Below are 5,823 nucleotides of genomic sequence, written 5' to 3'. Positions count from 1 at the left end.
CAAATAGTTGTATTAGACAAAGGAAGTATTATAGAAAAAGGTTCACATGAAGAACTTATCAAACTAAAAGGAAGTTACTATCACCTAGTCAAAAACCAATTAGACTTAGGGAAATAATATAAAAAAATTCTCTCGCGAGGAATAGACACAACCCTTGAGTGTCTTTAAATAATCAAGGATTTAATCAATTTTATAAATTATTTAAAAAATGAAAAAATCAATCTTAAACTTAGGAAAAGCTATAAACAAAGCTGATCAAAAAACTATTAAAGGAGGTATTGCTCCATGCGACTATTACCACCAATATAATTTATGTTTTGGGCCAGTCCCTGGATGTTTACCTTGCGGTAGAATTGATGATTATGTTGGAGCAAGAAGCTGTGGATTATTAACACATTCAAGTTGTGAAGGTCCAGGTGAAGGTGGTCTCTCTTTTAACTTCTAATATAAAATGAAGAAATCAATCTTAAACTTAGGTACTGTTTTAAATAAAAAGGACCAAAAGGAAATTAATGGAGGAATATACTGGTGTGCTGGCGGTAACGCACACACTACCAATAGATGGTGTCCTGTACGCTGTTTTATGGGTAATTGCTTACTGTAATTCGAGCATTCATTAATCAAAGAGGGGGGAGGAGAATCCTCCCTCTTATTAAAAAACTTATAATGCCACAGAACAATTCAAACATAGAAATACGTAGTGAAGAAGTACAAGAAATACTAAATCAAGTACCCAATTGGATGGTTCGTTGGGGAAACACTTTGTTTTTAGTATTAATTCTTATGCTTTTATTTATCTCATGGTTTGTAAAATATCCTGATGTAATTACTTCAGAAGTAATGGTAACTACATCATTTCCTCCTGAAAAAATATATGCTAAATCAGCAGGTCAATTTGAAGTGTTTTTAGCTAGTGAAGAAAAAAATGTAACAAAAAATGAAATTCTAGCTGTAATAGAAAACAGCGCTTCTTACAAAGATGTTTTACTATTAAAAAGTATTGTAGATACTATAAACATAAATAAAAACGCTTTTTCTTTCCCTATAGAGAAACTACCTCCTTTACTATTAGGAGATATAACGGTTAGTTTTTCTCAATTCCAAAATGATTATACTGAATATCAGTTAAATGAAAAGTTAACACCTCTTAAATCTGAAAGTTTTGCCAATAGAATGTCGCTTATAGAAGCCGAAGGCAGATTAGAAATATTAATTTCTCAAAAAGAAATTAATAAAAAAGAACTCCAATTTAAAAAGAAAGACCTTGAGCGAAGTGAAAACTTATTTTCTCAAGGAGTTATTTCAGCTAAAGAAAAAGAGCAAAAAGAAGTGGATTATTTACAATCTGAAAGAGCTTATAAAGGTTTAGAAAATTCAATATCACAAATTAGAGAGTTAATCAATAATTCTAATAGAAATATAGAAGGCACTTCTATAAAGAAAACACAAAATGATATTCGTTTTAAAAATAAAGTTATTCAATCATTCTTACACTTAAAAAAAGCAATAAGAGATTGGGAAAAGCAATATGCATTGACTTCTTCTATCAATGGTAAAGTATCTTTTTTGTCTTTTTGGAATAAAAATCAGACTGTAAAAACAGGAGAGTTAATTTTTATTGTAATTCCTACCGAAGGGAATTCGTTTATAGGAAAGATAAAAGCTCCTGCAGCAAATTCAGGAAAAATAAAGAAAGGTCAAAAAGTTCAAATCAAACTATTAAATTACCCATCGGATGAGTTTGGTGAGTTAAATGGAACTGTCAAATCAATATCTCCGATTCCTGATGAAGAAGGAAACTATTTAATAGATGTAAACTTACCTCAAGACTTAAAAACAACTTATGACAAAAAAATAGCTTTCAAACAGGAAATGAAAGGAACTGCAAATATTGTAACTGAAGATTTACGTTTGATAGAGCGTTTTTTCTATCAACTTAGAAATATTGTCAAGTAATATAATTTCTATTAACTATAAAAGAGCAACTTAAAAGTTGCTCTTAATTTTTAGCCAAAAATAAAAATTGACTAACCCCTTTAATATTAATTTTACTACTAGTTTAAATATCTCTTAAAACAAACACAAAAGATAAATTATTCAATAAAGTAAAGTTTAATGGTAAATAACTTCCTCTACCATCTGTGTATAATACAAGACCATCACTATATATCTTTTTTATATTCTCATTAAGCCTCCACAAACAAATAATCTTATCATTTCTCACGAAATAATCTGTAAGTGTATGTCCGTTACTTAATACAGTGTTTTTATTAGGTAAGTATAACTCCCAATTATTTAAGTTTATAACCTTATTAAGATATGATTTATAAAGCACTCTTTCCCCTAATGCTCCACCCCATTTTAAAGGATCTGGATCTAAACTTGTTGATGTTGGAGGATCTGTATCTCCAGATTGTGGGTTCCTATGGTAATTATACTTATTAAATTGCTTATGAAACTCTATTTCAAATGGATTTGAATCAATAACACTATCATCCATAATATCAGACAATTTTATTGCTGTGATTCTAGAATCTGCAATATGATTATAAAAATAATCCCTTGCAGCCTCATTTTCAATAAGTGCTTTACCTATTAAAAAAGATGTCATAAACATTAATTGTTCTACTTCCTGATTATCGAAAGCTTGAAAAGGTTTCAAATTAAAATTACTTCTGCTTGCCTTATTTTGTTCTTTTTCAATTATTTCTATTTCTTCATTATTTACATTACAAGAAATACAAACAACTAATACAAAAAAAAGCAGTTTTAAAAACTTCATATTCTTTTTTTTTGATTATTTCCTCAAAAATACACTCGAAAAATCAAGTTAAACCAAACAGTTCAAATTCGCTTGAAATGAATTCAAATTCGTTTTTCTTTTCTTAGAACAATGTTTTCAAAACCATATCTTTTCTTCTCGTAGCAACTGGAATTTGCTCACCTGTTTTAGTTATTAAAAAACCTTCATTAGTATATTTTGTTATATATGCCTTATTCACGATGAATGATTGATGACATTTAATGAAACGCTGTTTATCAAGTAACTCTTCAACTTTTTTCATTGGTTTAGAAATAACTATTTTCTCTTCAAAAAGATAAAAAGTAGTATAATTCCCCTCAGACTTACAAAAAAGAATATCTTCAAAAGAAACTAAATGTTGAGTATCTAAAGTCTTTAAAACAATCCTACGATGCTCCCCCTCTTTATAATAATGGTTGGCTATATTTATAGAACCTCCATTAGTACTTTCTTTTTCTACGGTATCTATCGCCTTACTTACTGCTTCTTTAAATTCATCTTCATCTATAGGCTTTAATAAATAATCTAAAGCCCCTAATCTAATAGCCTTTATAGCATGTGAGTCGAAACCAGTGATAAAAATTATTTTAAACTTAATTTCATCTAGAGAGGATAAAATGTCAAAGCTTGTTCCATCTCCAAGATCAATATCCATAAAAACTAATTGAGGTTTGTACCTTTTTATTTTTTCTATTCCTTCTTTTACTGAAATAGCTTCATCAACAATAGATATTTCATTTTGAAAATCTTGGAATATCCTTTTTTTCAAATTTTCTCTTATGTGCCTTTCATCTTCTACAATTAATGCTTTTAACATGTTTAAAATATATTATATGGGATTCTTAATTCTACTCTAGTACCTGTTTCTTTATTTTTTTTTGACACTGTCTTTTTATTCAAAATAACAATTCCTTTACCTGCCATTTTTCTTAAAAACTCATCTATTAATTTAACTGATGATCTTTTGTCAATATTATTTTCATCTATACCAACTCCATCATCATCAATAACACAATTAATATATTTTTTAGAAAGTTGAAGATTAATTAAAAGACTCCCTTTTGAATCATTCTTTCTAAATCCGTGAATTATTGCATTTTCTACAAAAGGTTGTAATAACATTGGTGGAATTAAAATTTCATCTTCAGTATCAATCATATTTTCAATTTTATAATCAAATCTCTCAGGAAATCTAAATTGTTGTAATTCTATATAATTCTGCAATGATTCTAATTCATCTTCAATAGGCACATAATTTTTTGTTGAATTCTGAAATATAGACCGTAATAGCTTAGAAAATTTTTGAATATATTTCATTGATTTCTCACTATCTTCTTCTATTGTGTTTTTTATTAAACTTAAACTGTTAAACGTAAAATGAGGATTCATTTGAGAACGTAATAATCGTTGTTGTAATAAAAAGTTCTGTTGCTCTATTTTAAATCTTCTTTGCCTATACAAATTCAATATCAGTACTCCTATTACAATAGCTATCAATAATAACAATGTCAATATATATTGATTTCTTTCTAATTTAAGACTTTTAATTTCTGCTTCTTCCCTAGCCTTTTCAGATATTATTTCTTTTTCATGAGATTTTTTTAAAGCTTCTAGCTCACTATTCATCCTATTAGCATAATTTTTTTCTTGAAAATCATTTATTGAATCTAATAGAGCTAAAACTTCATCTATACTTTTCCCTTTTTTAGATAAAATTTCCAAATTAGTTTTCAATACACTTCTTTGATTTGTAAAATCAATATCCTCTATTCCTAAGGCATAAATAGAATCTACATATTTTTGAGCTAGTTCTAATTTTTTTAATCTTATAAACGATTTAGATAAATTTAAATAGCTGTTAGCTTGTCTAGTTTTAGTTAAATGAGATGGTAATTTTTTCGAAAAGTCTAGTGCTTTTTCAAATGCAGAAATACTTTTATAAAATAGCTCATTGTTATAATAATAAAAACCTAATGCACCGTATAACTCATATCTTGCAGCTGTTTTTAAATTATCTTCATATTTAAGAGTCTTTTTTAATTCTTCGATGGCTTTATTTTGTTCATTCAAACTACTAAGAATTGTAGACCTTCCTATCTTTGCCATCACATAATTAGTTGTGTCTCCTACCTTCAAAAGCATTGCTGTAGCTGAATCACTTGCAACTAAAGCCTCTTTAAACTGTTTTAATTTTGCTTTAACTATTTGCTTAAAATAATATACATAAGCTTTATTCTTATAATCTTGATTATTTAAAAGAGACAACAATTTTTCATTCACCCCTTCTCCATTTAAATAATCATTTTTATATGTAAAATATGTTTGTCTTAAGGCTCGAAAGTATAAAACCTCCCTATCCGATTTTATCTTCTTTTCTGAAAAAGATGTTGCTTTACTAAAGTTAGTTATTGCCGAATCATACTTTTTTAAACGAATATTATATCTTCCAGAAGTATAATAAAATTCTGCTTTTAATGAATCTGATAAATTCTCTTTAGGAATATTTTTCATTAGGTTTGAATAAAACTCTAACGAATCTTTAGGGATACTTTTTTTTATTTTATTATTAAAAAAACTAGGTAATTTTGGTAAGGTTTTTTCTGGAGTTTTCTTACACGAAATAACTATTAAGCAACATAATATTATTATTTTTCTTTTCATATTGATCGGGGTACAAGACAACAAAGCTAATTATTTTCTTTCCAATTCCTCTATTCACTTTTTCATTTTAAGATTATATTAATAAAGACCATATTATTAATATTTAGTTACATCAACTAAAACTTATTTAACTCATATACAAACAAATGCAAATAATTACTTAAACTCATCGATTATGAAACAATCACAATCAAATATGAATTTACTTTAAAAATACTTTATTTTCATTTACCTTCGTTAACAACTCATTTTATTTAAACAATCAACAAGATTTTACCCCCCTTGAAAGACACATTAATCAATTTAGTACAAAGATTATTACGAAAAAATCGCATATCCTTTGACAAGGAAGAATTATC

The 5,823-nt window shown here is 27.3% G+C and carries 6 protein-coding genes; 3 read left to right on the top strand and 3 right to left on the bottom strand.

Annotated features, from left to right (window positions below; translation table 11 throughout):
- Nucleotides 1-208: 208 nt before the first annotated feature.
- From Q0958_RS18755 to Q0958_RS18745, 3 genes are all read left to right on the top strand, one after another.
- The gene (locus Q0958_RS18755) at nt 209-445 is read left to right on the top strand and encodes a hypothetical protein (RefSeq protein WP_299126080.1); all 237 of its coding nucleotides are present in this window, start codon (nt 209-211) and stop codon (nt 443-445) included.
- A 6-nt stretch (nt 446-451) separates the two neighbouring features.
- The gene (locus tag Q0958_RS18750) at nt 452-604 is read left to right on the top strand and encodes a hypothetical protein (RefSeq protein ID WP_299126078.1); all 153 of its coding nucleotides are present in this window, start codon (nt 452-454) and stop codon (nt 602-604) included.
- A 62-nt stretch (nt 605-666) separates the two neighbouring features.
- Entirely contained in the window at nt 667-1,956 is a 1,290-nt protein-coding gene (locus Q0958_RS18745) for an HlyD family efflux transporter periplasmic adaptor subunit (protein ID WP_299126075.1), read from the top strand.
- 103 nt (nt 1,957-2,059) lie between these two features.
- Here the strand turns inward: Q0958_RS18745 and Q0958_RS18740 are convergent, their stop codons facing one another.
- The 3 genes from Q0958_RS18740 to Q0958_RS18730 all read right to left on the bottom strand — a co-directional run bounded on the left by Q0958_RS18740 (nt 2,060) and on the right by Q0958_RS18730 (nt 5,464).
- Nucleotides 2,060-2,782, bottom strand: a complete 723-nt coding sequence (locus Q0958_RS18740) for a hypothetical protein (protein WP_299126073.1) — start codon at nt 2,780-2,782, stop codon at nt 2,060-2,062.
- A 103-nt stretch (nt 2,783-2,885) separates the two neighbouring features.
- Nucleotides 2,886-3,620 (bottom strand): LytTR family DNA-binding domain-containing protein, encoded by a 735-nt coding sequence (locus tag Q0958_RS18735; RefSeq protein WP_299126070.1) that lies wholly within the window; start codon nt 3,618-3,620, stop codon nt 2,886-2,888.
- A 2-nt stretch (nt 3,621-3,622) separates the two neighbouring features.
- Entirely contained in the window at nt 3,623-5,464 is a 1,842-nt protein-coding gene (locus tag Q0958_RS18730) for a histidine kinase (RefSeq protein WP_299126068.1), read from the bottom strand.
- Between the last annotated feature and the right edge of the window lie 359 nt (nt 5,465-5,823).

Source organism: uncultured Tenacibaculum sp. (assembly GCF_947499065.1).
GTDB lineage: Bacteria > Bacteroidota > Bacteroidia > Flavobacteriales > Flavobacteriaceae > Polaribacter.
Note: the sequence above shows the minus strand (reverse complement) of the source record. Positions and strands in the feature narration are given on the sequence as shown.